Raw genomic sequence first — 25,039 nt, 5'->3', positions numbered from 1 at the left:
TGGGATTCTGGCCCATGCCGAGATAGTCGTTGGAGCACCAGACCGTGACGTCCTTTTCGCCATCGGCCGTATGGCGCGTCGCACGCGGGAAGTGGCCGCGGTGACGCTCGAGATCGGCAAAAACGCGATAACGGCCCTCGGCATGAAGCCCGTCCAGCTCGTTTTTGAAAAATGCTTCGAAATCCATCATATGCTCCTTCTGCATGACCAAGCGATACATCGGGCTCACCGTCGGCGTAATTGATCTCTGTCAAGTTCGACGCAAGCGCATGAATACCGAAACATACTTCGATCGCGCTCTTCCTCATTGTTTTCAATCAAAGAAGAAGCCCGACATATGATCTAAGGTCGGCTCACGAGTCGGAGGTTTCCGTGTCAAGCAGGGAAGTTGACAGATGGCTTGCTCGACCCCTCAAGGATCGCGCAAGCCTCCTCGTTGCATCGGCGCGATGATGGCGGCCAATGCAATGGAGTTTCTAATCCTGGCTGTGAGCAGGAGCGACGAGCAGCCGATCCCTATAGCCGGCAATTCCGCTGAGGCCCTCGACGAGAACCTTGATCGCCTTGCGCTTCAATTCGGATTCCACCTGGCCGTCGACGGTCACTTGCCCGTTCCTGACGGAGACCTGCACCCTTTGAGGGGTGAGCCCGAGATCGGATCTCAGCCTGGTGCGCACCGCCAGCCTGATCGCCTCATCCCCTCGCGGCAAGGCGGCCGCCGGGGCTTCGGCGATGACCCGCAGGATATCCCTCCGGCTGACGATCCCGACCAGACGTCCGTCTTCGACGATCGGCAAGCGTTTGATGCGGTGCGCCTGCAGGCTTTCGGCAATATCGGACACTTCGCTGTCCGGCCGCGCGACGATCACATCCTGGGACATGACATCGGTGACACACCAACCGTTGCTGCAGATGTAACGTTCGAGATCGATCTCGGAGATGAGTTCCGGCGCCCGCGCGGGGCGGGGCGTGAGCCGGACCTCCCGGCGCAGAAGCAGATCGCCCTCCGTGACCATGCCGCAAACGCGTCCCTGATCGTCGACGACCGGAAGACCGCTGACGTGGTTCTGCAGCATCATCGCAACCGCATGGCGCACGCTGACCGCCGGGCCGATCGAAACCACCTTCGTGGTCATTATATCCCTTGCCTGCATGGTCGCCGTCTCCCTGATCGCGGTTATCGTCCGGAACAGGCTAGAGGCCGATCGGCCGCATCGCTTTGATTTTCGTCAAACACCCGATCGATTGCTCCGCCGGGATGAGCGCCAGCGCGTCATGCCCGATCTCGACGATCATTGCGTCGCCTTCGCTTCCTGGCCTTCCTGCCACAGCCCCTGCTGTTTCAGTCGGTCGGCGACGTCCTTCGGCAGGTAGGTCTCATCATGCTTGGCCAGGACGGTGTCGGCGATGAAGACGTTCGTTCCCGATGCAAACATGCCCTCGGTGACGACCCCCTGCCCTTCGCGGAAAAGATCGGGGAGGATGCCGGTATATTTGACCTTCACGGCATTGGCGCTGCCGTCGGTGACGGCGAATTCCACCGTCGAGCCGGCGCCGCGCACGACGCTGCCCTCACCGACCAGCCCGCCGAGCCGGATGCGGGTTTCCGGCGCCACCGGTGTTTTTGTCAGATCCGCCGGCATGTAGAAATAGGCGACCGACTGGCTGAAGGCGAACATGACCAGCAGCACGGCGGCAGCAATGAAGCCCATGCCGCCTGCTATCACCGCGAGCCGCTTCTGCTTACGCGTCATCTCGAATCTCCTGTTCCTGTCATGGGAAGGTCAGCATGCCTTGCGAAGCTGATCGACGCTGTCGACGAGAACGACCTTGCCTCTGACCTCGACCCCTGCGGGGACGAGCGCGGCAAAGGCTCGCGAAAGTGCTTCCGGGGCAAGTCCCAGTTTGCCGGCCAGAATCCTCTTCCGATAGGGAAGGCGAAACGTGACCTGCGAGGCGGACGCCGGGCATCGGCTCATGAGGTAATTCGCAACGCGCTGTGCGGCCGTGTGCAGCCGGTCTCCCGCAATGCAATTCATCGTGCCGAGCAGATACCGGGCCATGATGCGCATGACGTTTCGATGCATGACGGGGTGCCGTTCGGCGAGTGCCCGCAAGTCCGCAAGTTCGAACAAGGCGACCTCGGCCCCATCGGCGGACCACGCGCTGTAGGCATAAGAGCCGCCGCCCGAGAGAAGATATTCGCCGAAGGTGTCACCCGGCTCGCATACATAGATATCCGCCTCGCGCCCGGCGGATTCCGATTTGGAAAGCCGCACGAACCCGCCGATGACGCAATAGACGAATGACGCCTCCTGGCCTTCGGCGATGATCCGCTCGTCGGGAGCGAAGGTCCGAAGCTCGGCCGTGGCGGCGAGTTGCTGCACTGTCGCCTGGTCCAGGCCGTCGAACAGGTCAGACTGCAAAAGCACGGAATTTTTCGCAAGCATCGATCTTCCTTTCGTGTTGGGCCTGTGTGATCACGGTTTCTTCCCGTCGGCTTCGTCTTCGGTGAGAATGCGCCAGGCGGCTCCCTGAAGATCGTCGTACTGGCCGCTCTTCAGCGACCAGAGGAAAGCCAGGAGCCCCATGCCTCCCATCAGAAGCGCGATCGGTATGAGATAGATCAGCATGTTCATGCGGTTTTCACCTCCGCTTGCCCGCCGGCGCGTTCCGCGACCCGGATGCCGGGACGTTTGCCGAATGCATTGAGGCGCAGCGCGTTCGTGACGACGATGATCGACGATGTCGACATGGCCACTGCCGCGATCAGCGGTGTCGCCAGCCCGGCGATTGCAATCGGCACCGCCAGCACGTTGTAGCCGATGGCCAGCGCGAAGTTCTGCCGGATGAGGCTGGCGGACCGCCGCGCCACGGCGATCGCTTCGGGAACGGCGTCGAGGCGGTCGTTGAAGAAGACGAGGTCGGCTGCCTGCCGGCCGATATCGGACGCCGTGGCGGGCGCCATCGAGACATGCGCGGCGGCAAGTGCGGGAGCGTCATTGATGCCGTCGCCGACCATGAGCACGCGATGGCCCTGATCGCTCGATCTCCGGCATTCCTCGACCTTCTGCTTCGGCGTCAGCGCGCCCAAGGCCCTGTCGATGCCGAGAGCCTCTGCGGTATTGTCGACGACGGTCTGCCTGTCGCCGGATACCATCAGCGTTTCGAGACCGGCCGCATTGAGTTGGGCGATGGTTTCGGCAGCGCCCGGCCGAAGCGTGTCGTCGAAGAAGAAACGGGCAAGAACGCCCCCGTTTTTCGACAGGACCACTTCCGAAAACGGACTGTCCACGCTACGGGGCATGAAACCGGTTCCGCCGGCAAACATCGCGTTACCAAGCCGATAGACATCCCTTCCCTTTCTTGCCTCCAGCCCGCCGCCCGGAATTTCCGTGACGCCGTCAAAGGACGGGAGATGGGCGAGTTCCGTGTCCCGCACCAGCGCCTGGGAAAGTGGATGGCGCGAATGCGCGGCCAATCCGCGGGCGATGGCGGCGCTGCCCTCTTCGATCGTCTCGATCCTGACGAGGCGCGGCATGCCCATCGTCAGGGTGCCGGTCTTGTCGAAGGCGACGCTATCCGCCTCAGCCAGCCGTTCCAGCGCCGAACCGTCCTTGACCATGATACCCTTGCGGAAAAGCTCGCCGGCGGCAACGACCTGAACCACGGGCACGGCAAGGCCCAGTGCGCATGGGCAGGTGATGATCAGCACCGCGACCGCAACCAGCATCGCCTGTTTCCAATCACCGCCGAGGAAGCCCCAGGCGAGGAAAGAGATGAGTGCCAGCAGATGCACGGCCGGGGAATAGAGTGCTGCCGCGCGATCGGCGATCCGGCGGTAGCGCGCTCTTCCGCCTTCGGCGGCTTCCATGAGGCCGATGATCTCCGAGAGAAGCGAGTTCCTGGCAATCTTCGTCGCCCGGAAGACGAGCGAGCCGGTCAGGTTCATCGCGCCGGAATTCACGTCGCTGCCGGCAGCGACAGCGACCGGGCTGCTCTCGCCCGTGACGATGGAGAGGTCCACGTCGCTTTCTCCGCTGACGACGACGCCGTCGACGGGAACGCGTTCGCCCGCCGCAATCGAGATCTCGTCGCCCACGGCGATCTCTTCCACCGCGATGTAGCGCCGCGATCCGTCCGGCATCATCAGCAGCGCCCCGCGCGGGGCGAGCCTCGCCAGCCCGTTAATCGCCGCGCGCGCCTTTTCGCGCATCACATGATCGAGAGTCCGGCCGATCAGCAGGAAGAACAGCAGGGAAACCGTGGCATCGAACCACGCATGTTCGCCGTGGTGCGCCGTCTCCCACAAGGAGACGGCATAGGAAAGCGTGACGGCGAGCGAGATCGGAACGTCCATGTTGGTCCGCCCGCGCTTCAGCACGTTCCAAGCCGACTTGAAGAAGAAGCGTCCCGCATAAACCAGCGCGGGTGCCGCGATCATCGCCGAGATCCAGTGAAACATGTCGCGCGTCGCGGCATCCGCGCCCGACCAGACCGATACCGAGAGCAGCATGATGTTGGCGGCCGCGAAACCGGAAACGCCGACCGCCAGGAGAAGCTGGTTTCTGGTCCGGTCGTTTTCGGGGGCCGAGGGCGCAAACAGGTGCGCGCGATATCCCACGGCGTTGATCGCCGCGAGGATTTCGGATGGATCGGTCGCGCGCTCGTCGATCTCCTCCCGATAGACGCAGCTTACCCTTCGCGCGGTCAGATTGACCCGCGCTTTCCTGACGAAGGCAAGTGCTGACAGCGCTCTTTCGATGGTCGAGATGCAGGCGCCGCAGTGGACGTCGGGAACGCTGAGATCAAGCTGGCGCAATCCTGCGCCGAGCGGGTGGCTGGCAAGGCGGGCTTCCTCGGCGCTGGACGAGGTCGCGCTGAGGGCGAGCACGCTTTCGGTGTCCATGGAGCAGCAGCTCATTGGCCGAACTCCGCGGTATCGAAGCGTTTGGCTTCGTGCATGACGACGACGCCGTCCTTTCGCGAGATGATCTCGACGATCCAGTCGCCCTTGGCGACCACGTGCTCGGCTTCGAAACGCCCCTCGCCCGTCTTCCCGAGCGTGAGTTGGAAGTCCTCGTGGTCTCCGACCGGCCGTTTGAAATTCAGCACGACATCGTCGACGATCACGGGCGGCCCGCCCTTGCCGTGGATGTCATACCGGATCTCGCGCCCCTTGATGGAAAGATCGCCCTCGATACCGGAGGCGCTCATCGCCTTCATCGCCGCCGCGTTGCGGTTGAATTCCTGGCTGGCGACATAGGTGTTTTTCACGACCAGGCCGCTCCAGCTGGAGGAGGCGTAGACGACCATGGTGACGTTGACGGCGATCACCACGGCGAAGAATGCCGAGGTTGTAAGCAGCATGTGCAGGCCTGTGAAACCTTGAGCAGAAGCCTTCATTTGACGTCTCCCGGTGCATTGAACGCCGCCCGATAGGTCGCCCGGTCGGCACGGTCCGTATCTTCGATGACGAAGAGGAATTCGTTGATTTCGGCTCCGTCAGGCTTGCGCGTCACGAAGACCTTGAGCGTCGTGGCCGCGTCGGGTTCGGCATGGACGGTAAAGCTGCGGCCGTCTTCCTTGCCGAGCTCGGAAATGCGCATCGTCGCTCCCTCCAGCCCGACCAGCGTAATGTTCACATCCCTCGGCTTCGGCACCATGTTCAGGACGCGCAGCGTGTAGCCGTTGCGGATCGAGCCGTCGCTTTCCAGGACATATTGCGGGTTCCGGTCGTGGACGACATTGAGTTCGAGCCGCTCGCGGAAGGCGAGGTGGACGACCATGGCAATGCCGATCGAGGCCCAGACCACGGCGTAAAAGACGATTCTCGGACGGAAGATGATACGCCAGTTGAAGTGCCGGACCGCCGAAACGAAACTTCCATCCTCGTTTCTGACCTTGGACGGCTGGATCGGCGTTGTTCCCGCGTCTGTCGCAAGCGACATATTGCTCGAATATTCGCTGAGCGTCGCGTAGGCGATCAGGCCGCGGGGCTTGCCGAGCTTGTCCATCACGCCGTCGCAGGCGTCGATGCAGAGAGCGCATGTGATGCACTCCATCTGCTGCCCGTCGCGAATGTCGATTCCCATCGGACAGACGGCCACGCAGGCATTGCAATCCACGCAATCCCCGACCGGCAGGCCTTGTGCCTGGGCCTTCTTGGTATGGCGCGACCGCTGCTCGCCCCGCCAGTCGTTATAGGTGACGACCAGGGAATTCTCGTCGAGCATCGCACCCTGGATACGCGGCCAAGGGCACATATAGGTGCACACCTGCTCGCGCATGAGGCCGCCGAGCACATAGGTGGTCGCGGTCAATGTGGCGACCGTGGCATAGGCGACTGCGGGAGCCGCGCCGGTGAACAGCGAAACGGCTAGGCTCGGCGCATCGGCAAAATAGAAGATCCACGCGCCGCCGGTGGCGACGCCGATCAGGAGCCAGATCGAATGTTTGATGACCCGTTTCCTCAGCTTTTCGAAGCTGAAGGGAGCGGCGTCGAGCTTCATTCGCGCGTTCCGGTCGCCTTCGATCGCGCGTTCGACGACGAGGAAGAGATCGACCCAGACGGTCTGCGGACAGGCGTAGCCGCACCACGCGCGGCCGACCGCCGAGGTGACGAGAAACAGACCGAAGCCGGCCATGACGAGCAGGCCCGCGACATAGTAGAATTCCTGGGGCCAGATCTCGATGAAGAAAAAGAAAAAACGCCGCGACGAGAGATCGATGAGGATCGCCTGGTCGGGCGCGTAGGGACCGCGATCCCAGCGAATCCACGGCGCAAGGTAGTAGATGCCGAGCGTGATCAGCATCACGATCCATTTGAACCGGCGGAATCGTCCCTCGGCGCGCTTGGGAAAGATCTTCTTCCTGGGCGCGTAGAGAGGCTGCCGGTTGCGGCGCGCATTGACCGGCTCGACGCTGACCCGCTCGATGTCATTGGGATCTGGTGCGGTGTAGAGGTTCATGGGATTCTATCCGTTTCGCCGCTCTTGTCTCATCTGCCGCGCATCCGTTCCTTGATGCAGATCAAGAACGAAAGCTTTCCCGAGAGGCCTTCGGAAAGAGAAAGGCCACGCCCCTGGAGAGAGAGGGCGTGGCCTAGAGCCTTTCCGGGTTAGATTGCAGCATTCTGTTGGCTCAAACGGAGTCGGATGGTCGACCGGCCGGCGCGTGTCGTAGCCCAGATCTACGGCCAAGCCGGCCGGTCGATCAGCCGGCCTGTTTCAGCCAACCCGAAGGGCCGGGCATCTTTCCGCCAGGATCAAAGGCGATCGGCTCGGACATACCTAGGGTATGCCCTTCGCCAATCGCCTTTGCCCTGACGAAAACCTGCTCCGGCAGAATGCTGCAATCTAACCCGGAAAGGCTCTCGAGGAACTGCGGGGGAGAAACACCGCTGGGACGTCCTCGACGGATCCAGAACTAGCGGCTCGTCTGCTTGTGATCTTTGAGGCAGGTCAAACTGACGATCGAATTGCCGATCTTTGCCGGATCGTCCTGCTCGGAGGATGGCGGCGTCACCTGGGCGCGCGCCGACACGCGTGAACGGATAATGGCGCGCGGCGTGCCGTAGAGACCGAGGATGGGATTGTGGTCGTGAGTTGTCATGGCTTGTCTCCTTAGGTTCCGCCGCCGAGCGAATGGACGAAGACCGTCAGTTCCTTGACCGTCGTATCGCCGAGACGTCCTGCCCAGGCCGGCATGACGCCATGCTTGGGAGAGGCCACCTGGCGAGCGATGGCGTCTTCGCCCCGCGACTTCAGCCAGATCGCGTCGGCCAGATCCGGCGCGCCCATTTCCATCTTTCCCCTGGCGTCCTCGCCGTGGCATGCGGCGCAGTTGTCGAGGAAGACCTGTTTTCCCGCCTCCGCAAGAGCGGGGTCAGAGGGCGTATTGGTCAGCCCCCAGACATAAGCGGCGACCTGCTTCATCTGGATCGGCTCGATGACGTCGGTAAAGGCCGGCATCTCGGAAGCATGCGTTTCGGCATCCGAATCGAAGCGTATCCCGTGCGCGATCGTCGTCTGGATGGCGCCGAGGTCTCCGCCCCACAGCCAGTCGTCGTCGTTGAGGTTCGGAAATCCCGGGCCGCCGCTGGCGCCGGAGCCATGGCACTGCGCGCAGTTCACCTTGAAAGCGGACGCACCGCCGGCGATGGCGAATTCCCGAAGAACAGGATCGGCGTCGATCTCCTCGACCGTCTTGGCGGCGATCAGGTCATGGAACTTCATCTGGGATGCCTTGGCGAGATCGAGGTCCTGCTGCAGTTCCGCGCGCGTCGAATAGCCGAAATAGCCTTTCGTGGCGGAAGCGATCATCGGGATGGCCGGATAGGCGATGGCATAGCCGATCGCCCACAGAATCGTCACATAGAACGTCCGGACCCACCAGCGCGGCATGGGATTGTTGAGTTCGCGGATGCCGTCCCATTCATGTCCGGTCGTTTCGACGCCGCTGATTTCATCGATATGTTTTTCCGACATCTCAATCGTCCTTCAAGGGAATATCGGCGGCTTCTTTCGCCGCCTGCCTGCTGCCCGGGCGAAGCGTGAACACGACGGCGCCGACGAAGAATGCCGCCATTGCCAGAAGGCCCCAGCTGTCGGCGAAGTGTCTCATTGCAGTGTAGGTTTCCATGGATCACCTCATCGGTAGCCGGTCGCATCGTCATAGGTCGAGAAATCGACCAGCGTGCCGAGCATCTGCAGATAGGACACCAGGGCGTCCATCTCGGTCAGCTTGGCCGGGTCGCCGTCGAAGTCGCCGACCTTCGCCTTCGGATAGCGCGCCAGCAGCGCCGTCGTATCCGCATTCGGATCGGCCTGGGCTTTCATGTCGGCTTCCGCATTCGCCAGCATGTCGTCGTTGTAGGGCACGCCGACGTCCTCGTTGGCCTGGAGGTCCATGCCGATATCCCTGACCGTCACTTCCTGCTCCTTGAGGAAGGCGTAGCTCGGCATGATCGATTCCGGCACGACCGCCCGCGGGTTTGCGAGATGCTGGACGTGCCATTCGTTCGAATAGCGTCCGCCGACGCGGGCGAGATCCGGCCCGGTCCGCTTGGACCCCCACTGGAAGGGATGGTCGTACATGGACTCGGCTGCGAGCGAGTAGTGGCCGTAACGCTCCACCTCGTCGCGGAACGGCCTGATCATCTGGCTGTGGCAGAGATAGCAGCCTTCGCGGATGTAGATGTTTCGCCCCGCGAGCTCCAGCGGCGTATAGGGCCGCATGCCTTCTACCTTCTCGATCGTGTTCTGCAGGTAGAACAGCGGGGCGATTTCGACGATGCCGCCGATGCTCACGACGAGCAGCGAGCCGACGAGCAGAAGCGTCGCGTTCTTTTCAAGGATCTGATGTTTATCAAGTATCGATGCCATGTCTCACCTCATTCGGCAGGCTGTGCTTGAGGCACGAAAGTGGTCGGGATCGCCGCTTCGTCACGCAGACGTCCGCGGATGGTCATGAACACGTTCCAGGCCATGACGAGACCGCCCGCCAGGTAAAGCGCTCCGCCGACCGCGCGCAGCACGTAATAGGGGATCATCGCCGCGACCGTTTCCGCGAAGGAATAGACGAGGAAGCCCTGGGAATTGTACTCGCGCCACATGAGCCCCTGCTGGATGCCGGCGACCCAGAGCACGGCCGCATAGACCACGATGCCGAGCGTTGCGAGCCAGAAGTGCCAGTTGACCATCCGCAGGCTGTAGAGACGCTCGCGCCCCCATAGTTTCGGCGTCAGGTAGTAGATCGCCCCGAAGGTGATCATGCCCACCCAGCCGAGAGCGCCGGAATGCACGTGACCGATCGTCCACTCGGTATAGTGGCTGAGCGAATTGACCGTCTTCACCGACATCAGCGGGCCCTCGAAGGTCGACATTCCGTAGAAGGCGATGGCGACGATCATCATGCGGATGATCGGGTCGGTGCGGATCTTGTCCCATGCGCCCGAAAGGGTCATGAGGCCGTTGATCATGCCGCCCCACGAGGGCATCCAGAGCATGACCGAGAAGACCATGCCGAGCGTCTGGGCCCAGTCGGGCAGCGCCGTATAGTGCAGGTGATGCGGGCCGGCCCAGATGTACATGAAGATCAGCGCCCAGAAGTGGATGATCGACAGCCGGTACGAATAGACGGGGCGGTTGGCCTGCTTCGGCACGAAGTAATACATCATGCCCAGGAAGCCGGCGGTGAGGAAGAAGCCGACGGCGTTGTGGCCGTACCACCATTGCGTCAGCGCGTCCTGGACGCCCGAGAAGAGGGAATAGCTCTTGGAGCCGAGGAACGACGTGGGAACCGCCAGATTGTTGACCACGTGCAGCAGCGCGATGGTGACGATGAAGCCGAGATAGAACCAGTTCGCCACATAGATATGCGGCTCTTTGCGCTTCAGGATCGTGCCGAGATAGACGAGGAGATAGGCGACCCAGACGACCGTCAGCCAGAGATCGACATACCATTCGGGCTCGGCATATTCGCGGGCCTGGTTGATGCCGAGAACGTATCCGGTCGCAGCCATCACGATGAAGAGCTGATAGCCCCAGAAGACGAACCAGGCGAGGCTGCCGCCGAAGAGACGGGCTCGACAGGTGCGCTGCACCACATAGAACGACGTCATGATGAGAGCGTTGCCGCCGAAGGCGAAGATGACCGCCGAGGTGTGAACCGGCCGCAGCCTTCCGAAATTCAGATAGGGCGCGATGTTGAGGTCGGGAAAGGCCAGCTGCAGCGCGATGACGACCCCGACGAGGAAGCCGACCACGCCCCAGAACACCGTGGCGATCAGGCCGTAGCGTATCACCTCGTCGAAATAGCCTGACACATCGACCTTCCGCCGCTGGTCCGCCGGTGCGAAGTCGACGTTCCTGACCAGGAGCACCGTTCCCACCGCGAGGCAGAAGCAGAGTATGCCCATATGGACCGCAAAGAGATGATCGTGCGCGAATGCGGCTCCCAGCAGCGCTAGAAACGCCGCGACCGCGACCAACATCGTTTCCGTCGTGTAATTCATGATGTCGTCCCCAATGCAAAGACGACCGCTCGCGGCCGGCTTTCTCGTCATTTGAGGCAGGACTGTCATGAAGCCGGCAATTGCTCCTTGATCTACATCAACCAAAAGCACTCGGATGGGGATGGGCGGCCGTTGTTACAAACTGTTACACTCTTTCACCCTTTGGCACCGTCCGATCATTCCCGTGTGACCGGCGGGCGTTCTAGTGCCCTCACTGCCACGAGGGACAAGACGATGCTGATGCAGACCAACCATGCGTTCGAAAATGCCGAGAAGACGAGCGAAGCTCTCCATGCCGGTCAATCCCTGTCGTCGCTTTTCCTGACGTCGGCGACCGAGACCGTTCCTGCGGGAAAAGCGATCTGTTGGGAAGGCGACAAGGCCAGCCATCTTTTCCAGGTGGAAGAAGGCGTCGTCCGCCTCCATCGCATCATCGGCGAAGGCCGCCGGGTAATAACCGCGTTTCATTTCGCCGGCGATCTCATCGGCGCGTCGCTGCTGAACGATTTCCTGTTCACGGCCGAGGCCGTTACCGAATGCAGGATTCGCCGCATATCCCGGAAGAGCTTCCACGAGGAAGTCGCCCGGTCGGATGCCCTCGGCCCCGTCTATATCTCTCTCCTCTGCCAGGAGGCAGCCGCCGCGCACGAACAGATGGTGCTTCTGTCGAAGAAGAATGCCGAGGAACGTCTGTGCAGCTTCATCGTCAAGCTTGCATCCCGCCGCAGTGCGCAGCCGCGGCAGGGCCTGCTGCGCGTGCCGATGAACCGGCAGGACATTGCCGACCATCTCGGCCTGACCATCGAAACCGTGTCGCGCACGATCACCAAGCTCGCATCGCGAAACATCGTCGTTCCCGAGGGCAGGCACGACCTCAGGATCGTCAATCTCGCCCGCCTTGCACAGTTATCCGGCGACGCTGATGATTTCTCCGACAATTCCTGTCATAGGGTCAAGCTGCACTGATGCATCAAGTCGCAGGATCAACGTTCATGCCCCATCGCTTGGTATCACCGAGAACCGCATCGTCCCAGGAACTGGATGCGATGGTGCACGTGCTGGATGGAGCGGACATTCTGGTTCATCATTTCGACGGAACCATCACACACTGGTCCATCGGCTGCGAGAACATGTATGGCTGGGCGAGAGAGGAAGCCGTCGGCGAGAAGGTTCACGAACTGCTGGCGACGAAATTTCCCGAGCCGGCGGAAAACGTCCGGGACCAGTTGAAGTCGCGCGGCTTCTGGCAGGGTGAAATCATTCATCGCCATAAGAGCGGACACGATATTCACGTCGCGTCCCGCTGCGTGCTCGTCAATCTGTCGGACGGAGACCTTGCCGTCATTCAAACGAACAGTGACGTCAGCGCCTTGAGGCACACCCAGGAGGCGGTCAAGGCGCGCGAGGCGCATTTGAGTTCAATCCTCGACACCGTGCCCGACGCGATGGTGGTGATCGACCATAAGGGAACGGTGCTGTCGTTCAGCAAGGCCGCCGAAAAACTGTTCGGCATGTCTTCCGACCAGATTTGCGGCCGCAACGTCAGCAACCTCATGCCCAATCCCTATCGCGACGCTCACGACGGCTACATCGATCACTATATCGAGACCGGCGAGAAACGCATCATCGGCTATGGGCGCGTCGTCACCGGGCAGCGGGCCGATGGATCGCAGTTTCCGATGGAACTTCACGTCGGCGAAGCGACCGTCAACGGAGAGCGGATATTCACCGGTTTCGTCCGCGATCTCACCAGCCGGTTCAAGATCGAGGAAGATCTTCGCCAGGCGCAGAAGATGGAAGCCATCGGGCAGCTGACGGGAGGCATCGCGCACGATTTCAACAACCTGCTCACCGTCATCAGCGGCAACCTCGAAATGATCGAGGACAAGCTGGCGCCCGGCACCCTTCGCGAAATTCTCAAGGAAGCTCAGTCCGCAGCGCAGGACGGGGCGGTCCTCACGGGCCAACTGCTGGCTTTCGGCCGGCGCCAGCCGTTGAGCCCGAAACATGCGGATCTCGGTCAGCTCGTCAGCGGCTTCTCGGACCTGCTCCGGCGAACGCTCAGCGAAGATATCAAGCTGTCGACCGTCATCGAAGGGTCCGGCCTCGACGTCCTCGTCGACAGCTCGCAGCTTCAAAACGCCATCCTGAACATCGCCTTGAACGCGAGGGACGCCATGCCGAAGGGCGGCAGTCTCATCACGACGATCTCGCGGGTCCATCTCGATGCCGATTATGCCAAGATGTACCCGGAGGTGCGCAGCGGCAATTTCGTGCTCATTGCCATGACGGATACCGGCGTCGGCATGACCGAGGAAGTCCGGCAGCACGCGATCGAACCGTTCTTCACGACCAAGGAAGTGGGCTCAGGCACCGGCCTCGGGCTCAGCATGGTCTATGGCTTCGTGAAGCAATCGGGTGGGCATCTTCAGCTTTACAGCGAGGTCGGACGGGGCACGACGGTGCGGATATACCTGCCTGCCATCAACGAGAAGAGGCCTCAGGAACCTGAGTCCGATCAACACACCGGTGAGAACCAGCTGCCGCGCGGCGATGAAACGGTGCTGGTGGTCGAAGATGACGCCCGCGTTCGCCGCGTCGCCGTCGCCAGGCTGGCGTCGATGGGTTATACGGTGCGCGAAGCGGAAAACGGTCATCGCGCACTCGATCTTCTAGATGAAAATAGCGATATAGCGCTCCTGTTTACCGACATCGTGATGCCGGGGGGAATGACCGGCGACGAACTCGCGCGAGAAGTGCGCATCCTGCGGCCTGATATCGCCGTGCTCTTCACATCGGGATATTCCGAGCCGGGTCTTGCGGGCAAAGGCATCGTTCCCGGCGCGCAATGGCTGCGCAAACCCTATACCGCGAGGGAACTCGCGCTGAAGATCCGCGAGCTTCTCGACGCAAGATAACCTTCGCGGCAACTATCCCCTTATCTCTGAAACCGACCCTTGGCGGAGGCGATGTTGCTCCGGCAGAGGCGGCCCGATTCCGTCGGGCGGCAATCGTCGCCCGACGAATGCTATGCATATGTTTTTTAGGGCGGAATTACTGGTTTTTTCTCCTATTTGACGAGCGTCAAAGAAGCCGGCGGCGGCATGTCCTAGAAAGTGTTCACGAGGCTAAATCGACCTCGCGAAACAGGAGATATGCACATGCGTTTGAAATTCGGTCTGATCGCTGCAACGGCAGCCCTGATTGTTTCGGCTGCGCCGTCGATGGCCGCCGACCATCAGATTCAGATGCTCAACAAGGGTACGGACGGCGCAATGGTGTTCGAGCCGGGCGTCCTGAAAATCGCTCCCGGCGACACCGTAACCTTCATTCCCACCGACAAGAGCCACAATGTCGAGACCTTCAAGGGCCTCATCCCCGATGGCGTTGCCGAGTTCAAGTCCAAGCCGAACGAGCAGTACCAGACGAAGTTCGACGTTCCCGGCGCCTATGTCCTGAAGTGCACGCCGCATGTCGGCATGGGCATGGTCGCCCTGATCCAGGTCGGTGACAGCCAGTCCAATATCGAGGCGATCAAGACCGCGAAGGTGCCGAACATGGTGCGCAAGCGGCTGGATGCCGACCTCGCGCAGATCACTCAATAGTCAACCGACCGGTGCGGATGGCCGCGCTTGCGCGCCATCCCGCACGGTGGAGAACCCGTCATGTTCAAGCCCATGGCAATTGCTTTCGCCGCAGCGGTCTGCGCCGCCGGCGTGGCCGATGCCCATATCACCCTCGAGCAGAGCCAGGCGCCGTCAGGCAAGGCTTATAAGGCCATCCTTCGCGTCGGGCACGGCTGCGAGGGCAAGGCGACGATCAAGATCCGCGTGAAGATCCCCGAGGGTCTGCTGTCGGCCAAGCCGATGCCGAAATCGGGCTGGTCGGTCGAGAAGGTCAGCGCCGCCTATGAGAAAAGCTACGATCTCTACGGCAAGCCCGTGAAGGAAGGCGTCAGCGAAATCACATGGTCCGGCGGTACTCTCGCCGACGACGAATATGACGAATTCGTTTTCCGCGCGACGGTCGCGAAGGAAATTCCGTCCGGCACCCGCATTTACGTTCCTGTCGTGCAGGAATGCACCGAAGGCGCCGTCGAACGCTGGATCGAAATTCCCGCAGCGGGCAAGTCGCCCGACGATTACGAAACCCCCGCTCCCTACTTCGACGTGGTCGAACAACCGCGTTCGTGAACCGCCGGGAGCCGTCGACCATGTGGCCCTCGAAAACAGGAAAACGGGTGACGCGGCGTCTTCGGGCGGTTCTCGTTGCAGCCACCATCGCGATGGGCATGCTGGCGCCGACAGGCGCGCTTGCCCACGCCGCTCTGAAAAGCTCGACTCCGGCGGCCAATGAGACGCTGGATCGCCTGCCGGCCGAAATCGAGCTGCATTTCAGCGAGCCGGTCAGGCTCATCCGAGCCACGGCAACCGACGGCAACGGCGCGAACCAGGACTTGGACGCCGACACATCAGATGCGGATGTCCGATTGCGCTTCTCCGATCCCAATATCCGCGGCACGGTGATGGTGAGCTACCGCGTCGAATCCGAAGACGGCCACCCTGTCGGCGGCACGCTGGTGTTCAACATCGGCACGCCTTCCGCAACGCCGCCGGTTGCGGTTGGCGAGGGCTCCGGTCTTTCCTTGCCGATCGCCATCTGGCTCGTGCACACCGCCACGGTTCTATTCCTGGCCTTCGCCGTTGGCGGCGCGCTGTTCGACCGTTGGCTGGGCGCCCGCAACGGCGCAACAGCGAGTGCCGCGACCATCATGCTGCCGGGAACCGCGCTGCTGGGGGCAGGGCTTTACCTGCAGGGGCTGGACGAAGCGGGAAGCGGTCTGGTCTTTGCCGGTGCGGCGCCGCTCGAGATCGCCGTACAGGGCAATGCCGCAATTTGCGCCAGCCTGTTCTTCCTGTCGCTGCTCACGATCGCGCTCCCCCTCGCCCGCCGCAAAATCACCGGGCGCGTTCTTGCCGTCGTCGCCCTGATGCTGGCGGCGAGCGCCTTTACCTTCAGTGGGCACTGCAGCACGGCGGACCCGCGCTGGCTGACGAGAGCCGCCATATTTCTCCACAGCGCGACGCTGCTGTTCTGGGCAGGAAGCCTCCTGCCGCTCTGGCAGCTCAGCCGGACACCGCCGAACCTGCGCCCGCTGAGCAGCTTCTCGCGGATGATCCCGATCCCGTTCTTCGTCATGATCCTTGCTGGGATCGTGCTTGCGATAGTAGAGCTTCCGGCGCTCATCCAGATCCTGTCGTCGCTCTACGGCCGGATCCTTGCGGTCAAGGTCATGCTCGTGGCCTGCCTTTGCATGGTGGCCGTCTATAATCGCTTCTGGCTCACGGCGCCGACATTGGCCGGAAATCCGGTTGCGAGAGAAAGGCTGCGCCGAAGCATCCTCTTCGAAATCATCCTTGCCGTCGCGATCATTGGCACGGCGGGCCTCTGGCGCTTTGCCGGTCCGGGACAGGCAGAGGCCGCGGAGGTTTCGCCGGTTCTATCGATCCATCTGCATGCCGAAAAAGCGATGGCTCAACTGGAGCTCGGAGCCGAGGCGCACGGAACGAGGAAGGTCCACGTCGCAATCATGGGTCCGGATTTTGATGCCCTCGACCCAAGGCAGGTCGTTCTTCGCCTGAGAAATCCGGGATCGGCGATCGAGCCCATGAAGTTCGAACTTGCGAGAAGCACGGAAGGCAGATGGGATGCGGAAGGAATTCCGGTGCGCAATCCAGAGGGCTGGCTGGCGGATCTCGAAGTGCTCGTCGACGACTTCCATTCGGTGCATCTCGAAGGCGGCCTGTCGGAATGACAGGCCGCCACGAAACCTCAGTCGCTCAGGCCGCCTCGGTTTGATTGATCGCATCCGTCAAGGCCGGCGCCCGTTCAGCCTCCGCCGCCCGCTGCATCAATCTCATGATCTCGCGTTCCGATCTGATATGCCCGCGCGTCGAGCAGAAGAACGAACGCAGCTGATATCCCACGGCCTCCCAGGACAGCCGGCAGCGCCCCTCGCCCAGCGTTTCCAGCGTAACGGCGACGTCTTGGGCGGCATCGCGATGAAACAAACGCACTGCCCGCCGGCGTTCAGCCGCATCGGCCTTGTCACCCGCTTCCATGATCAGGTTCAGTCCCGACGAAATAAGGCGCTCTTCGAGCGCATGCGTCGTCTGCAGCAGCGGAAGCAGGCCGCCTGAGATACGCTCGCAAAGGTCTTCGTCTATGTGGCAAGGCAGGAAATCGGCGATTGCCTGGAGTACGTCGCACCACGACATCAGTTGATCGTAGCAGCGTTCGAGTTCTATGAAATCGGTGGGGATCGGCTTTTTCATCACATCACCTCTGCAGAAACAGGCTGGCGGCGATCGCGACCGCCGCGAGAACCGCTGAGACCGTGCCCGTCCGCTGCAGGACGCCCATCCGATAGAGGGCGATCGCGAATACTATAATCACGGGCGTTGCTATCGACAGTCCTATCTGGGCATCGGTCATCGGGTTCTCCTTTCCGCAAAACCTAGTTCTTCCGATCGGCCCGCTCTTTGCGATCGATCAAAGAGCGGGCGCGATATCATCCCTATCGTCATAGCCATGACAGCGATGATTTCCCCCGAGCTCCGCAGCCGGCCCGCAGCCCGAAGCGACGACCTGATGGTCTGGATATTGGCGTGGAGCGAACTTGCGGCTTTTGCGGCGCTGATGATGGGCTTCGTCATCGCGTCGTGGTTCCAGCCGGAGGTATTCGCGGCCGGAAAGGCCAAGCTTCATCACGATATTGCACTCGCAAATACGGTGGTCCTACTGGTGAGCGGCTGGTTTGCGGCGCTCGCCGCGCGGTCGGTCGACTTGCGGCGGCAACGGCAGGCCGTGTTTGCCTCGGCCGTCGGCGGGGCTCTGTTCGTCGCCCTCAAACTTTACGAATATCAGGTGGAAGGCGCATCGCTGCTTGCCGAGGACAGCTTCTCGCAGCTCTACGTGCTGATAACAGGATTTCACCTGGTCCACGTCCTGTTCGGAGCTCTGGTCCTCGCGCTGATGGCCCGGTTTCCATCGCTTGAGAATATCCATCTCGTGACGACCCTCTGGCATGTCATCGACATCGTCTGGCTGGTCATGTTCCCGGTGGTCTATCTCTTATGACTGTACAAGACAGGGCGAATGCTCCCTCGCGGGCGCTGATCTTTCTGCTGATGCTGACATCCTGCGTCTTCGCAGCCTCGATGTTTCTGTCGGGCGCCGCGGCAAGGCCCGCACTGGCGCTCGCCGCCGGGCTGATTGCGCTGGCGAAAGTGCGCCTGGTCGTCTCCGGTTTCCTCGGCCTGCGCTTCAAGGGTTCGCCGCTCGGCCTCGCATTGATCCTGTGGGCGGCGGCCGTGCTGTTCCCGGCCGTGGCCGGCGCGCTCGCATTCTCGGCGGTCTTTGCGAATTAACAAAGACCCGCCGCTGCCCTTCGGTCATCCAGGAAGCGTGAGCCCTTGGCTCCGTTTTCGACGTCACGGCGGGCTCCGCCACCGACATGAAAGGATCATCGATGGCTGAACGCCTGACAAAAACCGCGGCCCGAAACGTGTTCTACGGCGGATCGGCCTTTTTCTTCGCCATATTCGTCGGGCTGACCGCCCACAGCCACTATTACATCCGGACCGTCTCGACCGACGAGAAGACGCTGACCGAAAGCGTCGCCAGAGGCAAGCACATCTGGGAGAAGAACGCCTGCATCAACTGCCACACGCTGGACGGCGAAGGCGCCTATTTCGCTCCCGAGCTTTCCAATGTCTGGATTCGCTGGGGCGGCGACAAGGACCCGGCCAGTGCGCGCGAGGCGCTCCACGCCTGGATGGCGGCGCAACCCTCCGGCATCGAGGGCCGCAGGCAGATGCCGCAATTCAATCTGACGGAAGAAGAAGTGAACGATCTCGCGGACTTCCTCGAATGGGTCAGCAAGATGAACACGCAGGCGTGGCCGCCGAACCAGGCGGGCTGACGGGCGAGAGGATCAAGCAATGAAATACAAGACACAAAGCGTCGCCATGCTCTATTTCTACGGAGCTCTCGGCCTTTTCATGGCGCAGCTGCTGTTCGGCGTGCTGGCGGGAACGATCTACGTCCTGCCGAACACGCTGTCGGTCGAGCTGCCGTTCAACATCGTCCGCATGATCCACACGAACGCGCTGATCGTCTGGCTGCTGATGGGCTTCATGGGCACCACCTATTTTCTTCTTCCGGAGGAATGCGAGACGGAGCTCTACAGCCCGAAACTCGCCATCGCGCAGTTCTGGATATTCCTCGTGGCCGCGGCGGTCGCGGTCATCGGCTACCTGTTCCACATCCATGAGGGCCGCGAGTTTCTCGAGCAGCCCTTCGCGATCAAGGTCGGCATCGTCGTCGTCGTTCTGATGTTCCTGTTCAACGTCACCATGACGGCCTTGAAGGGACGTAAGACCACGATCACCAACATCCTGCTGTTCGGGCTCTGGGGCGTGGCGATCTTTTTCCTCTTTGCCTTCTATAACCCGGTCAACCTCGCGCTCGACAAGATGTACTGGTGGTATGTCGTCCACCTGTGGGTCGAGGGCGTCTGGGAGCTGATCATGGCGTCGGTGCTGGCCTTCCTGATGATCAGGCTGAACGGCATCGACAGGGAAGTCATCGAAAAATGGCTCTATGTGATCATCGGCCTGGCGCTCTTCTCCGGCATTCTCGGCACCGGCCACCATTATTACTGGATCGGCGCGCCCGGATACTGGCAGTGGATCGGCTCGCTCTTTTCGACGCTGGAGGTCGCGCCGTTCTTCACCATGGTGGTGTTCACCTTCGTGATGACCTGGAAGGCCGGCCGCAAGCATGAGAACAAGGCGGCGCTGCTGTGGTCGATCGGCTGCTCGGTCATGGCCTTCTTCGGCGCAGGCGTCTGGGGTTTCCTCCATACGCTGTCTTCGGTGAACTATTATACGCATGGCACACAGGTTACCGCGGCGCACGGGCATCTCGCCTTCTTCGGCGCCTACGTCATGCTCAATCTTGCGGCGATGGCTTATGCCATTCCCCAGATCCGCGGCCGCGCGCCCTATAATCAGTGGCTCTCGATCGCAAGTTTCTGGATCATGTGCACGGCAATGTCGGTCATGACCTTCGCCCTCACCTTTGCCGGCATCATCCAGGTTCACCTGCAGAGGGTGCTCGGCGAATCCTACATGGATGTGCAGGACCAGCTCAGCGTCTTCTACTGGGTGAGACTCGGCTCCGGCATCTTCGTCTTCATCAGCGCGCTGATGTTCATCTGGTCGGTCCTCGTCCCCGGCCGCGCCTGCCTACCCGACGCAATTGCACAGCCCGCCGAATAGGCGGGCTCCCCTCCCCTTTTGGAGAACAGAAGACATGACGATCGCGTTTAATCTCCCGCTCGATGCGAATGCGGGAATCCCGCACTACACCGCCCATGGAAACGAATGCGCGCTGTTCGAGAGTGCCTGGAGCCGGCAATTGCCGATTCTGCTCAAGGGGCCGACGGGCTGCGGCAAGACCAGGTTCGTGCATCACATGGCCGCCCGCCTGGGGCTGCCGGTCTCGACCGTCTCCTGCCATGACGATCTCACCGCTGCCGATCTGACCGGCCGGTATCTGTTGAAAGGCGGAGAAACCGTCTGGGTCGACGGTCCGCTGACGAAAGCCGTGCGCGAGGGCGGCATCTGCTACCTCGACGAGATCGTCGAAGCCCGCAAAGACGTCGCCGTCGTTCTTCATCCGCTGACCGACGATCGCCGGCTGCTGCCGCTCGAGCGCACCGGTGAACTCATCGAGGCGCAATCGTCTTTCATGGTGGTCGTGTCGTACAACCCCGGCTACCAGAATCTGATGAAATCCTTGAAGCCCAGCACCCGCCAGCGCTTCGTCTCGATCGAGTTCGACTTCCTCCCGCGGGAGCGCGAGATTGCGACCGTCTCGATCGAAAGCGGCCTGGCGGAGAGCCGGGTGGCGCCGCTGGTGGACCTTGCCCGCCGGCTTCGCGCTCTCAAGGGGCAGGATCTGGAAGAGGGCGTCTCGACGCGCCTCATCATCTATTGCGCCACCCTCGTCGATGCCGGAATGCCGCTTGCCGAAGCGGTCAGGGCCGCCATCATCGAACCGCTGACGGATGAAGCCGATGTGAAGGCCGCCCTCGTCGAGGTGGCCGCAGCGACGCTCGGCAGGTGAGAGATGCTCGAATTCCTGGAACTCGAGGAAACGGTCGGACGCGCCTGGCATCGCCTTGTCGGCGACACGCGCTCCTGGCCCCGCCATGCGGAGCACGCGGTCAACCTGGCCGACATCAAATCGCAGCTGGCCGTCTGCTTCCGCGCCTTTGGCGGCGAACCGACACTGCAGATCCAGAAATCACGCCAGCAGATCTCGTCGCATCGGCTGCGTTTCCGGCAAGTTGTCGGTCTCGGCGAAGAAAGAAGCGATCATCCGAGCTGGGACGGCAGCGCCATCCACCTGCCCGCCTCGATCGATATCTTCGATGACGAACGGCTGAACCGGGATCTCTATTTCTGGCTGGCCGCCTATATCGCGGTGGCTGCCATTCCGAGCCGCAAAACGACCGACGCCATGCTTTCCGACATTGCCCGGATCGAAACAGGTCGTGAAAACGCCGCGCGGGTGGCCGACATCTTTCCCGGCATGTATCCACGATATCTGCGCCTGAGCGAGGCCATTCTCGCATGCCGGATCCGCGGCAGGCTGCCCAAGGCCGAAAGGCAGGTCGAGGATTATCTGCGCTTTGCCCTGGCATTTCCCTTGGGGAGCCGGTTGCCCGATCTTGTCAGGCCGAGAGGAGACAAGGCGCCGGCAGGATATCTGCCGATGCTGCCGGTCCCGATCTGGCCGGACTTCACCGGACGCGCGGAGGCTCAAAAATCCGACCGCGAGGATCTGCCTTCCGAGGGCGGCGAGGCAGGCCCGGCCCGCTCGTCGCATCAAGCGGTCCGCAAGAAAGATGCCGAGGACCGCAGGCGCGATCCTTTCATCCTCAACCGCTTCGAAAAGATCCTCGCCATGGCCGAGATGGTCAATGTCGACCGGCCGACGGACGATCGCGAGGAGGACGATGCCGGCGCAGCCGACGAACTCGACGAGATCACTTTGAGCGAAACACGGGAGCGGCCGAAGTCGAAATTCCGTTTCGACCTGGATCTCTCCCCGGAGGCCTCGGACGTTTCCCAGATCCACGGCGTATTGACCTATCCCGAATGGCATTTCCGCAGAGCGGAATATCTGGAGAATTACTGCCGCGTCCTCATCGGCAGCGTCCCGGCCGCGCAACAGGCGCCCGTCGTTGCCGATCAGGCGATCGTGCGCAAGGTCAGACGGCAATTCGAGACGCTGAGGTCAAAGAGGGAGATCAGGAAGGCGCAGCTCGATGGTGACGACCTCGACCTCGAGGCGGTGATACGCTCGCGCGCCGACCTGCTTGCGACCGGGCAGCCGGACGACCGTATCTATGAATGCGCCCGCCCTGCTTCGCACGAGCTTGCAACGTCGATCCTCGTCGACGTCTCGCTGTCGACGGACTCCTGGGTGGACAATCGCCGGGTCCTCGACGTCGAAAAGCAGGCGCTCGATGTCTTCGCGCGCGGCCTGGATGCCTGCGGCGACAGTTTCGCCATTCACACCTTCACGTCGAGACGCCGCAGCTGGGTGCGTATCGACAGCGTCAAGGAGTTCGACGAGACGTTCTCGCAGGTGACTGCGCAGCGGATCGCCGATCTCAAACCGGGTTATTACACGCGAATGGGGGCGGCCCTCAGACATGTTTCGGGACAGCTGCACAAACACGCCGCAAGGAAAAAGCTGCTCCTCATCCTGACGGACGGCAAACCGAACGACGTCGATCATTACGAAGGGCGGTTTGCCCTGGAAGACAGCAGGAAGGCGGTCGCCGAAGCCCGCGCGCTCGGCCAGGCCGTCTTCGCCGTCACCGTGGACCGCAATGCCGGCGACTACTTGCCGGCAATTTTCGGAAGGGCTGGTTTTGCCGTGATTTCGGATATTGCGAAGCTGCCGGGCGCGCTGCCGGCAATCTATCGGAACCTGACCGCCTGAAAGGCGTGAGTAAATAGGCCGGAGCCGCCCGATCGGCGCCTCCGGCCTAAGTTGCTGTCAGGCGGCCTTGCTGTGCGTACGGCCGAGCGAACCGAAATAGGCGTCGAATGCCGCCGCAACGGCGCGGACCATGAAGCGTGCGTCCTGGGAGACGACGATCCTGTTGTCGCGGATCGTCACGACGCCATCGGCCACGAGTTCGCCGAGACGTTCGTTACGCTCGACGAGGAAGCCGGTGTCGAAACCCAACTCCCCGCTCAGCCTTCCCAAATCGACTTCGAAATCGCACATCAGCCGCTCGATGATTCTGCCCCGAAGCTTGTCCTCTTCGGTCAGAAGATATCCCTTGGCCGTCGGCAACACGCCGGACGCGACACGCTCCGCATAGAGACCCAGCGGTACGTGGTTCTGCATATAGCCGGTCGGCAGTCGCCCGATCGCCGAAGCGCCGAGGCCGATGAGGCTATCGCAGTCGTCGGTGGTGTAGCCCTGGAAGTTCCGCCTCATCGTCCCCTCGCGCGCGGCGACCGCAAGCTCATCCTCCGGCAGTGCGAAGTGATCGAGCCCGATGCGCACATACCCGGCCTTTTCAAGCTCCTGGGCGATGGCTTCGGCCTGTTCGTTGCGCTGTCTCGCATCCGGAAGCGATGCTTCGTCGATGAGGCGCTGATGCTTCTTGAAGGCCGGTATGTGGGCATAGCCGAAAACGGCGAAACGTTCCGGGCGCAGCTGCGCGGCTAGGCGGACCGTTTCCACGCAGGATTGGACCGTCTGCTTCGGGAGGCCGTATATCAGGTCGAAATTGATGCTGGTCACACCTGCCGAGCGCAGGCCCACGACTGCCGTCTCTGTCTGCTCGAAGGACTGCATCCGGTTGATGGCGGCCTGCACGATCGGGTCGAAGCTCTGGACGCCGAGGCTCGCGCGATCGACGCCGTTTTCGCCGAGCGCCTCGATCATGGGAGCGGTCAAGGTGCGCGGGTCGATTTCGACCGCGACGCTGGCATCCGCCTCGAAAGCGAAGGCGCTCCTGAGCTTCGCCATCAGTGCCGTAAATTCCTGCGGCTTCATGATCGTCGGCGTGCCGCCGCCGAAATGAACGTTCTTGACGGGCACGTCGTTTCCGGCGGCAAAGGAGACGAGCTCGATCTCCTGGCTCATCACGTCGAGATATTCGACCACGGGAGCGTCCTGCCGGGTGATGGTCGTGTGGCAGCCGCAATACCAGCACATCGAGCGGCAGAAGGGCACGTGGAGATAGACGGAAACCGGTCCGGCTTTTCCGATGTTTTCGAGGCCCTTGGCATATTCATCCGGCCCCACGGCGGCTGAAAAGGCCGGGGCCGTCGGGTAGCTCGTGTAACGCGGGAGCCGCGCATCGCCGTACTTGGCGACCAAATTGTCGGACATTGTCGCATCCTCTGTCAAAATCAGGATGCTTTATGACCTCCGGCCGCGCGTTCTTCCTTGTCCCAAATCAATGAGGACGCTCGGCCGGGAATCATTCGGATATTTGTCCGCCGTCAAAGTCGCTTTCCGCAAAGCCCTTTACCGTCTCGTTCTGGCGCGGGACGAGCCGCGATCCCGCCAGTCTGCAAGACGCGGCAAAAGGAAACAGCCAGATGACCGATGCGCAAACCATCCACGCCCAAGCTCCCCACATCGATGTCAGGACGATACATCCTATCGAGCGGCATCCCCGGATTTTTGGCACGCTCAGCGCACTGACCCCCGGCGACGCCATGCTGATCACCAGCGATCATGAGCCCCGGCCCCTGCATTACCAGCTTGAAACCGCATTTCCGGGAAAATTCCTCTGGGAATATCTGGAACAGGGCCCCGACGTCTGGCGCGTGCAGATCACCCGCCAGGATTCCGGTTGCGACTGCTGCTGCGGCAGCCACTGAGTTCGGGGCAGCGCGATGATGCCGGTGGGAG

At 61.9% G+C, this 25,039-nt stretch carries 27 protein-coding genes and 1 pseudogene; 12 read left to right on the top strand and 16 right to left on the bottom strand.

Annotated features, from left to right (window positions below; all coding sequences use genetic code 11):
* The 13 genes and pseudogenes from ATY78_RS06845 to ccoN all read right to left on the bottom strand — a co-directional run.
* A pseudogene (locus tag ATY78_RS06845) lies at positions 1-187 on the bottom strand (5-aminolevulinate synthase); the annotation flags it as partial.
* A 289-nt stretch (positions 188-476) separates the two neighbouring features.
* Entirely contained in the window at positions 477-1,154 is a 678-nt protein-coding gene (locus tag ATY78_RS06840; protein WP_088681575.1) for a CBS domain-containing protein, read from the bottom strand.
* Between the two features lie 138 nt (positions 1,155-1,292).
* Positions 1,293-1,754, bottom strand: a complete 462-nt coding sequence (ccmE, locus tag ATY78_RS06835; protein WP_088681574.1) for a cytochrome c maturation protein CcmE — start codon at positions 1,752-1,754, stop codon at positions 1,293-1,295.
* Positions 1,755-1,784: 30 nt separating this feature from the next.
* Positions 1,785-2,450 (bottom strand): Crp/Fnr family transcriptional regulator, encoded by a 666-nt coding sequence (locus tag ATY78_RS06830; RefSeq protein ID WP_088681573.1) that lies wholly within the window; start codon positions 2,448-2,450, stop codon positions 1,785-1,787.
* A 30-nt stretch (positions 2,451-2,480) separates the two neighbouring features.
* Complete coding sequence (gene ccoS / locus ATY78_RS06825) at positions 2,481-2,639, bottom strand: cbb3-type cytochrome oxidase assembly protein CcoS (RefSeq protein WP_088681572.1); 159 nt, start codon at positions 2,637-2,639, stop codon at positions 2,481-2,483.
* On the bottom strand, positions 2,636-4,924 hold the full coding sequence (locus ATY78_RS06820) for a cation-translocating P-type ATPase (protein ID WP_088681571.1): 2,289 nt from the start codon (positions 4,922-4,924) through the stop codon (positions 2,636-2,638). The genes ccoS and ATY78_RS06820 overlap by 4 nt, the downstream gene beginning before the upstream one ends.
* Positions 4,921-5,406, bottom strand: coding sequence for a FixH family protein (locus tag ATY78_RS06815; protein ID WP_088681570.1), 486 nt, complete (start codon positions 5,404-5,406; stop codon positions 4,921-4,923). Before ATY78_RS06815 ends, ATY78_RS06820 begins: the two co-directional genes overlap by 4 nt.
* Positions 5,403-6,971, bottom strand: coding sequence for a cytochrome c oxidase accessory protein CcoG (gene ccoG / locus ATY78_RS06810; RefSeq protein WP_088681569.1), 1,569 nt, complete (start codon positions 6,969-6,971; stop codon positions 5,403-5,405). The genes ATY78_RS06815 and ccoG overlap by 4 nt, the downstream gene beginning before the upstream one ends.
* 457 nt (positions 6,972-7,428) lie before the next feature.
* A complete protein-coding gene (locus ATY78_RS06795; protein ID WP_088681568.1) occupies positions 7,429-7,614 on the bottom strand; it encodes a hypothetical protein in 186 nt (61 codons plus the stop codon).
* A gap of 11 nt (positions 7,615-7,625) precedes the next feature.
* A complete protein-coding gene (ccoP, locus tag ATY78_RS06790) occupies positions 7,626-8,489 on the bottom strand; it encodes a cytochrome-c oxidase, cbb3-type subunit III (RefSeq protein WP_088681567.1) in 864 nt (287 codons plus the stop codon).
* Position 8,490: 1 nt separating this feature from the next.
* Positions 8,491-8,643 carry a cbb3-type cytochrome c oxidase subunit 3 gene (locus ATY78_RS06785; protein WP_088681566.1) on the bottom strand — a complete coding sequence of 51 codons (153 nt, stop codon included), beginning with the start codon at positions 8,641-8,643 and terminating at the stop codon, positions 8,491-8,493.
* Positions 8,644-8,651: 8 nt separating this feature from the next.
* Positions 8,652-9,386, bottom strand: coding sequence for a cytochrome-c oxidase, cbb3-type subunit II (ccoO, locus tag ATY78_RS06780; RefSeq protein ID WP_088681565.1), 735 nt, complete (start codon positions 9,384-9,386; stop codon positions 8,652-8,654).
* Between the two features lie 8 nt (positions 9,387-9,394).
* Positions 9,395-11,017, bottom strand: a complete 1,623-nt coding sequence (gene ccoN / locus ATY78_RS06775) for a cytochrome-c oxidase, cbb3-type subunit I (RefSeq protein ID WP_088681594.1) — start codon at positions 11,015-11,017, stop codon at positions 9,395-9,397.
* Positions 11,018-11,251: 234 nt separating this feature from the next.
* On the opposite strand from ccoN, the gene ATY78_RS06770 reads away from it, so the two are divergent.
* The 5 genes from ATY78_RS06770 (at position 11,252) to ATY78_RS06750 (ending at position 16,832) form a co-directional block, all read left to right on the top strand.
* Positions 11,252-11,983, top strand: a complete 732-nt coding sequence (locus ATY78_RS06770; protein ID WP_088681564.1) for a helix-turn-helix domain-containing protein — start codon at positions 11,252-11,254, stop codon at positions 11,981-11,983.
* Between the two features lie 26 nt (positions 11,984-12,009).
* Positions 12,010-13,935 carry a PAS domain S-box protein gene (locus tag ATY78_RS06765; protein WP_088681563.1) on the top strand — a complete coding sequence of 642 codons (1,926 nt, stop codon included), beginning with the start codon at positions 12,010-12,012 and terminating at the stop codon, positions 13,933-13,935.
* Positions 13,936-14,178: 243 nt separating this feature from the next.
* On the top strand, positions 14,179-14,622 hold the full coding sequence (locus tag ATY78_RS06760) for a pseudoazurin (RefSeq protein WP_088681562.1): 444 nt from the start codon (positions 14,179-14,181) through the stop codon (positions 14,620-14,622).
* 60 nt (positions 14,623-14,682) lie between these two features.
* Positions 14,683-15,210, top strand: coding sequence for a DUF1775 domain-containing protein (locus tag ATY78_RS06755; RefSeq protein ID WP_088681561.1), 528 nt, complete (start codon positions 14,683-14,685; stop codon positions 15,208-15,210).
* Positions 15,211-15,257: 47 nt separating this feature from the next.
* Positions 15,258-16,832: a copper resistance protein CopC gene (locus ATY78_RS06750; RefSeq protein ID WP_245313508.1), complete on the top strand. Its 1,575-nt coding sequence runs from the start codon at positions 15,258-15,260 to the stop codon at positions 16,830-16,832.
* A gap of 25 nt (positions 16,833-16,857) precedes the next feature.
* On the opposite strand, the gene ATY78_RS06745 is transcribed toward ATY78_RS06750, so the two are convergent.
* Together ATY78_RS06745 and ATY78_RS28495 are read right to left on the bottom strand one after the other, a co-directional pair.
* Positions 16,858-17,352 carry a hypothetical protein gene (locus tag ATY78_RS06745; protein WP_088681559.1) on the bottom strand — a complete coding sequence of 165 codons (495 nt, stop codon included), beginning with the start codon at positions 17,350-17,352 and terminating at the stop codon, positions 16,858-16,860.
* 4 nt (positions 17,353-17,356) lie between these two features.
* On the bottom strand, positions 17,357-17,512 hold the full coding sequence (locus ATY78_RS28495; protein WP_088681558.1) for a hypothetical protein: 156 nt from the start codon (positions 17,510-17,512) through the stop codon (positions 17,357-17,359).
* 96 nt (positions 17,513-17,608) lie between these two features.
* Between ATY78_RS28495 and ATY78_RS06735 the strand changes: the two genes are divergently transcribed.
* The 6 genes from ATY78_RS06735 to ATY78_RS06710 all read left to right on the top strand — a co-directional run bounded on the left by ATY78_RS06735 (position 17,609) and on the right by ATY78_RS06710 (position 23,101).
* Positions 17,609-18,157: a cytochrome c oxidase subunit 3 gene (locus tag ATY78_RS06735; protein ID WP_088681557.1), complete on the top strand. Its 549-nt coding sequence runs from the start codon at positions 17,609-17,611 to the stop codon at positions 18,155-18,157.
* A complete protein-coding gene (locus ATY78_RS06730; protein ID WP_088681556.1) occupies positions 18,154-18,447 on the top strand; it encodes a hypothetical protein in 294 nt (97 codons plus the stop codon). Before ATY78_RS06735 ends, ATY78_RS06730 begins: the two co-directional genes overlap by 4 nt.
* 101 nt (positions 18,448-18,548) lie before the next feature.
* Positions 18,549-19,001, top strand: a complete 453-nt coding sequence (locus tag ATY78_RS06725) for a cytochrome c (protein ID WP_088681555.1) — start codon at positions 18,549-18,551, stop codon at positions 18,999-19,001.
* Between the two features lie 19 nt (positions 19,002-19,020).
* On the top strand, positions 19,021-20,361 hold the full coding sequence (locus tag ATY78_RS06720) for a cbb3-type cytochrome c oxidase subunit I (RefSeq protein ID WP_088681554.1): 1,341 nt from the start codon (positions 19,021-19,023) through the stop codon (positions 20,359-20,361).
* Between the two features lie 34 nt (positions 20,362-20,395).
* Positions 20,396-21,211, top strand: a complete 816-nt coding sequence (locus tag ATY78_RS06715; protein ID WP_088681553.1) for a CbbQ/NirQ/NorQ/GpvN family protein — start codon at positions 20,396-20,398, stop codon at positions 21,209-21,211.
* 3 nt (positions 21,212-21,214) lie between these two features.
* Entirely contained in the window at positions 21,215-23,101 is a 1,887-nt protein-coding gene (locus ATY78_RS06710) for a VWA domain-containing protein (protein ID WP_088681552.1), read from the top strand.
* Positions 23,102-23,158: 57 nt separating this feature from the next.
* Here the strand turns inward: ATY78_RS06710 and hemN are convergent, their stop codons facing one another.
* Positions 23,159-24,511 (bottom strand): oxygen-independent coproporphyrinogen III oxidase, encoded by a 1,353-nt coding sequence (gene hemN, locus ATY78_RS06705; protein WP_088681551.1) that lies wholly within the window; start codon positions 24,509-24,511, stop codon positions 23,159-23,161.
* A 212-nt stretch (positions 24,512-24,723) separates the two neighbouring features.
* On the opposite strand from hemN, the gene ATY78_RS06700 reads away from it, so the two are divergent.
* Entirely contained in the window at positions 24,724-25,008 is a 285-nt protein-coding gene (locus ATY78_RS06700; RefSeq protein WP_088681550.1) for a DUF2249 domain-containing protein, read from the top strand.
* Positions 25,009-25,039: the final 31 nt, after the last annotated feature.

The organism is Rhizobium sp. R635 (assembly GCF_002211285.1).
Taxonomy (GTDB): Bacteria; Pseudomonadota; Alphaproteobacteria; order Rhizobiales; family Rhizobiaceae; genus Rhizobium.
The sequence above is the reverse complement of the archived record's forward strand: the minus strand, read 5'-3'. Positions and strand labels throughout refer to the sequence as shown.

Excerpts from the sequence above, each read along its gene's own strand:
- ccoS (WP_088681572.1), bottom strand. The coding sequence starts at position 2,639 with ATGAACATGCTGATCTATCTCATACCGATCGCGCTTCTGATGGGAGGC.
- ATY78_RS06755 (WP_088681561.1), top strand. The coding sequence starts at position 14,683 with ATGTTCAAGCCCATGGCAATTGCTTTCGCCGCAGCGGTCTGCGCCGCC.
- ATY78_RS06760 (WP_088681562.1), top strand. The coding sequence starts at position 14,179 with ATGCGTTTGAAATTCGGTCTGATCGCTGCAACGGCAGCCCTGATTGTT.
- ccoG (WP_088681569.1), bottom strand. The coding sequence starts at position 6,971 with ATGAACCTCTACACCGCACCAGATCCCAATGACATCGAGCGGGTCAGC.
- ccoP (WP_088681567.1), bottom strand. The coding sequence starts at position 8,489 with ATGTCGGAAAAACATATCGATGAAATCAGCGGCGTCGAAACGACCGGA.
- ATY78_RS06765 (WP_088681563.1), top strand. The coding sequence starts at position 12,010 with ATGCCCCATCGCTTGGTATCACCGAGAACCGCATCGTCCCAGGAACTG.
- ATY78_RS06735 (WP_088681557.1), top strand. The coding sequence starts at position 17,609 with ATGACAGCGATGATTTCCCCCGAGCTCCGCAGCCGGCCCGCAGCCCGA.
- ATY78_RS06715 (WP_088681553.1), top strand. The coding sequence starts at position 20,396 with ATGACGATCGCGTTTAATCTCCCGCTCGATGCGAATGCGGGAATCCCG.
- hemN (WP_088681551.1), bottom strand. The coding sequence starts at position 24,511 with ATGTCCGACAATTTGGTCGCCAAGTACGGCGATGCGCGGCTCCCGCGT.
- ATY78_RS06795 (WP_088681568.1), bottom strand. The coding sequence starts at position 7,614 with ATGACAACTCACGACCACAATCCCATCCTCGGTCTCTACGGCACGCCG.
- ATY78_RS06720 (WP_088681554.1), top strand. The coding sequence starts at position 19,021 with ATGAAATACAAGACACAAAGCGTCGCCATGCTCTATTTCTACGGAGCT.
- ATY78_RS28495 (WP_088681558.1), bottom strand. The coding sequence starts at position 17,512 with ATGACCGATGCCCAGATAGGACTGTCGATAGCAACGCCCGTGATTATA.
- ATY78_RS06725 (WP_088681555.1), top strand. The coding sequence starts at position 18,549 with ATGGCTGAACGCCTGACAAAAACCGCGGCCCGAAACGTGTTCTACGGC.
- ATY78_RS06770 (WP_088681564.1), top strand. The coding sequence starts at position 11,252 with ATGCTGATGCAGACCAACCATGCGTTCGAAAATGCCGAGAAGACGAGC.
- ATY78_RS06745 (WP_088681559.1), bottom strand. The coding sequence starts at position 17,352 with ATGAAAAAGCCGATCCCCACCGATTTCATAGAACTCGAACGCTGCTAC.
- ATY78_RS06815 (WP_088681570.1), bottom strand. The coding sequence starts at position 5,406 with ATGAAGGCTTCTGCTCAAGGTTTCACAGGCCTGCACATGCTGCTTACA.
- ATY78_RS06785 (WP_088681566.1), bottom strand. The coding sequence starts at position 8,643 with ATGGAAACCTACACTGCAATGAGACACTTCGCCGACAGCTGGGGCCTT.
- ATY78_RS06730 (WP_088681556.1), top strand. The coding sequence starts at position 18,154 with ATGACTGTACAAGACAGGGCGAATGCTCCCTCGCGGGCGCTGATCTTT.
- ATY78_RS06830 (WP_088681573.1), bottom strand. The coding sequence starts at position 2,450 with ATGCTTGCGAAAAATTCCGTGCTTTTGCAGTCTGACCTGTTCGACGGC.
- ccmE (WP_088681574.1), bottom strand. The coding sequence starts at position 1,754 with ATGACGCGTAAGCAGAAGCGGCTCGCGGTGATAGCAGGCGGCATGGGC.
- ccoN (WP_088681594.1), bottom strand. The coding sequence starts at position 11,017 with ATGAATTACACGACGGAAACGATGTTGGTCGCGGTCGCGGCGTTTCTA.
- ATY78_RS06840 (WP_088681575.1), bottom strand. The coding sequence starts at position 1,154 with ATGCAGGCAAGGGATATAATGACCACGAAGGTGGTTTCGATCGGCCCG.
- ATY78_RS06710 (WP_088681552.1), top strand. The coding sequence starts at position 21,215 with ATGCTCGAATTCCTGGAACTCGAGGAAACGGTCGGACGCGCCTGGCAT.
- ATY78_RS06700 (WP_088681550.1), top strand. The coding sequence starts at position 24,724 with ATGACCGATGCGCAAACCATCCACGCCCAAGCTCCCCACATCGATGTC.
- ATY78_RS06820 (WP_088681571.1), bottom strand. The coding sequence starts at position 4,924 with ATGAGCTGCTGCTCCATGGACACCGAAAGCGTGCTCGCCCTCAGCGCG.
- ccoO (WP_088681565.1), bottom strand. The coding sequence starts at position 9,386 with ATGGCATCGATACTTGATAAACATCAGATCCTTGAAAAGAACGCGACG.